Below are 4,581 nucleotides of genomic sequence, written 5' to 3'. Positions count from 1 at the left end.
CAGCACGATGCCGCCGCCGCGGCTGTCGAGTGCGTGCGGCGATTGCTCGAAGACGCGGACGTCCCAGCCGGCCGCGCGCAGCGCGGTCGCCGCGAACAGCCCGCCGACCGATCCGCCGGCGATGACGGCCTTGCGGCGCGATCCGTGTTCCATTCGATGTTCCCCGATGATGCCGTGTGCGGCGCGCGTGGCGTCAGCCGGCCCAGCCGCGCAGGAAATCGACCAGCAGCGCGTTCACGCGCTCGGGCTGCTCCTCGTGCGGCAGATGCCCGCACTGCGCGATCGGCTCGGCACGCAGGTGGGTCGCCATGCCTTCCCATACGGCCTTCATGTCGAACATCTTGCCCACCGCGTAGAAATCCTCGCCCCAGATCGCCATGGTCGGGCACGCGATCCTGACGTCCGCATCGACGAGGTCCTGCTGCACGTCTTCCGCGTTCGCGCGATAGTCGGCCAGCGCGCCGCGCACGGCCCCCGGGCGCCGATAGGCACGCACGTACGTGTCGAACGCATCGCCCGAGATCGCGTGCGGGTTGTAGCACCAGTCGGCGAAAAAGTAGCTGAGCCATTCGGCTTCCTTGCCGGCGATCAGCGCCTCCGGCAGGTCGGGCACCTGGTGGAACAGGAAGAACCAGTACGCGCGCGCCGTTTGCGCGGTCATGTTCTGCGCGACGATGCGCGTCGGCACGTTGTCCATCACGACGAGCCGCTCGACGCGTTCGGGGAAGTCCTTCGCGAAACGCGTCGCGACGCGTGCGCCGCGATCGTGGCCGACGAGCGCGATGCGCTCGATGCCGAGCGCATCGAGCAGCGCGGCGAGATCGCGCGCCATGTTGCGCTTGTCGTAGCCGGCCGCGGGCTTGTCGGTTTCGCCGTAGCCGCGCAGGTCGGGCACGATCACGCGATAGTGCCGCGCGAGCACCGGAATCTGGAAGCGCCATGCAAAACTGGTTTCGGGGAAGCCGTGCAGCAGCACGACGACGGGCCCCGCGCCGGCATCGATGACGTGCTGGCGGATGCCGTTCGCCGTAATGGTGTGATGGGTGAGTGCGAGCGTGTCGGTCGTCATGTGGGAATCCTGGTTCGATGCGGACGGTGCGCGATACGGCTCGCGTCCGATGCTGTCCGAGCATAGGCCACGCGACGAACGTCGTGGCTGAATCGTTCTGAATCCCGATGTGAGGCGGCGGCGCGGCGGCCGGCTCGTCGGCGGTCGTCGCGCGCATGCGTCACCGCGCCGCACCGCACGTTCAGAACGATTCAGTTCGCCGCCATGACTTTCAGGCCCGCCTTCCGTAGTCTTGTTCCCGAGCCGCCGCACGAGGCCGAAGCCCTTCGGCCGGTCCGGCCGGCGGCACAACCGGAACGGACCATGCCTTACCTGATCTCGCCGGGAGCCCGCATCGCAGTCGGCCTCCTGCACCCCCTCGTGCGCGTGCAGTCGCCTGCGCCGCCGCTGACCGCGCTGGCGCGCCTGTTCGGCATCGTTGTCCGCAAGCATGCGATCCCGCTCGTGCCGGCGCCGTTGCGTGCGCTCGCCGCGCAGGTTCGCAATGCGCACACCATCGACACAACCGCGGAAGCCACGACATGCAGCCCGCGCAAGTAACGGCAGCGGGCGCGGCGGCCCCCGATCGCCTGCGGGGCGAGGATGTGTTCCTCGCATCGATCGCCGGCTACGTCGACACACTCGGCTTCGTCGCGCTGTTCGGGCTCTTTACCGCGCACGTCACCGGCAACTTCATCCTGATCGGCTCGGGCCTCGCCGGGGTCGGCCAGGGCCTCATGATCAAGTGGCTCGCGTTTCCGGCATTCATCGCTGGAATCGTGGCTGCCCGCGTGCTCGATCACCGGATGCGTGTGCGCGGGCATGGCGTGCGGGCGCGCTCGCTGTACGCACTGCAGACGATCCTGCTGGCCGGATTCATGCTCGCGGGCGTCGCGGCGTCGCCGATCGGCAGCGCCGATGCGCCCGCGACGATCGTCTGCGGGCTGCTGGGCGCGGCGGCAATGGGCGTGCAGAACGCGCACGGCCGGTTGACCGCGCGCACCGTCGTCGCGAACACCGTGATGACCGGAAACGTCACGCAGGCGGTCATCGATGCATTCGACTGGCTGGTGCCGATCGCCGAGCCGGCCGAACGGGAAGCCGCACGCGCGCGGCTGCGACGCACGTTGCCGCCGGTGGTCGGGTTCGCGCTCGGCGCGGGCGCCGGGGCGAGCGCCTACGTGTACGCCGGGTTCTGGACACTGGTGTTGCCACTCGCGGCGCTGGGTTTCCTCACCTGGCGCTCCGGCCGGACCGGCGAACCGTCCGCGTCGCGCTGAGTGTCGATTCTGCACGCGGCGTCGGCTGCGTGCGCGACCGGGGCGGCGAAGCTGCGCTGCGTTTCTTCATTTCCTTCAACGCCGATTTCGAGAACGGCTCGATGCAGGTCGGTCAGCGCGAGACCGCTCGACCGTTCGCAGAAAGCGCAGCGTCACGCGGGCGTGGTGAACCGGTCGACGAGGTCCGGGTGACCGAGCTGTTCGACCCACCAGCGGAGCGCGCGCCCGGCTTCGTCGGTGCGCCACGCGATATAGCAATGGGTCGTGTCGCGCATGCCGGTGACTTCCCGCGCGACAAGCCTGCCTTGCGCGATCGCGGGGGCCGCGATGCAGTCCGGGAGCGTGCCTACCGCGAGTCCTTCGCATTGCGCGGCCAGTTTCGCCGCGAGCGTCGGCACCGCGAGATACGGTTGGCCAGCATCAACCGCGACCGACTGCGGCTGAAGCTCGCGGGACGTGTCGGAGATCACCGCGCCGCGATACTCGACGATCGACGCCATCGACAGCGGTTCGGGCAGTGCAGCGAGCGGATGGGTCGGAGCGACCGCGAATACGTGCCGGAGCGTGCCGATTGGCTGCGCCACGATGTCCGGCAGTTCCGGCGGCTCGCCCGCCGCGCCGACGATCAGATCGGCCCGCCGCGAGATCAGCGCATCCCAGGTGCCGCCGAGCACTTCGGTGGAGAATCGCAGCCGCGTGTCCATTTCAAGTGCGTAGAACGCGTGGACGTATGGACACATCATGTCGAAGGGCAGTATCTCGGCGATGCAGACGCGAACTTCGGTTTCCCAACCTTGCTGCGCGCGCTGCGCTTTCCGTTCAAGCTGTTCGGCGGCATGAAGCAGACGACGGCCTTCCTCGACGACGACGCGGCCCGCGCGCGTGAGCTTCGCCCGACGCCCGCTGCGATCGAACAACGCGACGTCGAGATCGCTCTCGAGCTTTTGTACGAGATAGGTCAGTGCGGACGGCACGCGGTGCACCAACTCCGCCGCGTCGGCAAACGTACCGGTGCGGTCGATCGCGTCCAGTGCCTCGAGTGCTTCGAAAGACAGTTTCATGACGAGTTTCGCTACGACAAGGGCATCAGGCGGTATCGCGCCGTCGAGCGACACTCAATCCAATACTGTTCACAACGGTTCGTCATCCGACGTACCGAGGCACGCACGCATGTGCGCCGACGGCCGGGGCCGCCGCCGCGTTCGCTCGACGTCCGCCTGTCACGTCGGTGTCGATTCGTGGTGCTTCGCGGAAGCATCGGCGTGTGCGCCGGGCAGCGCGCCGAACATGTGCTGGCTGCACTTCGCATCGCGCCATGCGGTTCCCAGCCGGATGCCGTCGAACATCCGTCGCACCACGGGAAGAATCTGTTCGCCGGCCAGAATGCCGAGCAGGCCGACCAGGGCGATGGCGGGCGGCGCCGGCGATTGCACGCCGATCAGCGCGTAGACGACGCCGGCGAGGATGCCGGCGAGAAGCGAAGCAATGTACGGTTTCATGGGTCTGGAATGGAATGACGGCCGTTAAAAATATGGACAAATACCGGTCTGGCGTCGATCCGAAAGTCTTGGGCCAGCCTATCAGGTCTGCGCGTTCGTCGTGAGCCGATTCAATGAAATTCAGATCTTTTCAGTCTGAATTCAGAGCGTGGTGAGAATCAGAACAATTAACTGGTGCGGTCGAAATTTCGCGTATTGAATGACGCAGGCCGACTGCCGACGCTTCCGACATGGCGCATTGGATGCCTCGCGGATGCGTCGGCCAGGCAAGCCTCATTTTTCTCCGCGTCAAAGGACATCACCACCATGAGCAATCCGAAGCTTGAAGTACTTACTCCGCACAACAGCCAGCTGATCTTCATCGACCAGCAGCCGCAGATGGCGTTCGGCGTGCAGTCGATCGATCGGCAGACGCTGAAGAACAACGTCGTCGGGCTCGCGAAGGCCGCGAAGGTCTTCAACATCCCCACCACGATCACGACGGTCGAAAGCGAGAGCTTCTCGGGCCACACCTATCCCGAGTTGCTCGACGTGTTCCCGAACCAGAAGACGCTCGAACGCACGTCGATGAACTCGTGGGACGACCAGAAGGTGCGCGACGCGCTCGCCGCGAACGGCCGCAAGAAAGTGGTCGTGTCGGGCCTGTGGACCGAAGTCTGCAATACGACGTTCGCGCTGTGCGCGATGCTCGAAGGCGACTACGAGATCTACATGGTCGCCGACGCATCGGGCGGCACGACGCAGGCCGCGCACG

At 66.7% G+C, this 4,581-nt stretch carries 6 protein-coding genes; 3 read left to right on the top strand and 3 right to left on the bottom strand.

Annotated features, from left to right (window positions below):
* Positions 1–193: 193 nt before the first annotated feature.
* Positions 194–1,069: an alpha/beta fold hydrolase gene (locus tag H3O04_RS34060; protein ID WP_077180543.1), complete on the bottom strand. Its 876-nt coding sequence runs from the start codon at positions 1,067–1,069 to the stop codon at positions 194–196.
* Positions 1,070–1,372: 303 nt separating this feature from the next.
* On the opposite strand from H3O04_RS34060, the gene H3O04_RS34055 reads away from it, so the two are divergent.
* A complete protein-coding gene (locus H3O04_RS34055; protein ID WP_034175520.1) occupies positions 1,373–1,609 on the top strand; it encodes a DUF1427 family protein in 237 nt (78 codons plus the stop codon).
* Entirely contained in the window at positions 1,591–2,328 is a 738-nt protein-coding gene (locus tag H3O04_RS34050; RefSeq protein ID WP_202589364.1) for a YoaK family protein, read from the top strand. The genes H3O04_RS34055 and H3O04_RS34050 overlap by 19 nt, the downstream gene beginning before the upstream one ends.
* A 152-nt stretch (positions 2,329–2,480) precedes the next feature.
* On the opposite strand, the gene H3O04_RS34045 is transcribed toward H3O04_RS34050, so the two are convergent.
* Both H3O04_RS34045 and H3O04_RS34040 read right to left on the bottom strand, forming a co-directional pair.
* The gene (locus H3O04_RS34045) at positions 2,481–3,389 is read right to left on the bottom strand and encodes a LysR family transcriptional regulator (RefSeq protein WP_202589365.1); all 909 of its coding nucleotides are present in this window, start codon (positions 3,387–3,389) and stop codon (positions 2,481–2,483) included.
* Between the two features lie 159 nt (positions 3,390–3,548).
* Positions 3,549–3,827, bottom strand: coding sequence for a XapX domain-containing protein (locus tag H3O04_RS34040; RefSeq protein ID WP_202589363.1), 279 nt, complete (start codon positions 3,825–3,827; stop codon positions 3,549–3,551).
* Between the two features lie 306 nt (positions 3,828–4,133).
* On the opposite strand from H3O04_RS34040, the gene H3O04_RS34035 reads away from it, so the two are divergent.
* Positions 4,134–4,581: isochorismatase family protein (locus H3O04_RS34035; RefSeq protein WP_202589362.1), on the top strand; the 448-nt coding region annotated here is incomplete at its 3' end.

Origin of the sequence: Burkholderia sp. KCJ3K979 (assembly GCF_016759955.1) — a bacterium.
GTDB classification, from domain to species: domain Bacteria; phylum Pseudomonadota; class Gammaproteobacteria; order Burkholderiales; family Burkholderiaceae; genus Burkholderia; species Burkholderia orbicola.
The sequence above is the reverse complement of the archived record's forward strand: the minus strand, read 5'-3'. Positions and strand labels throughout refer to the sequence as shown.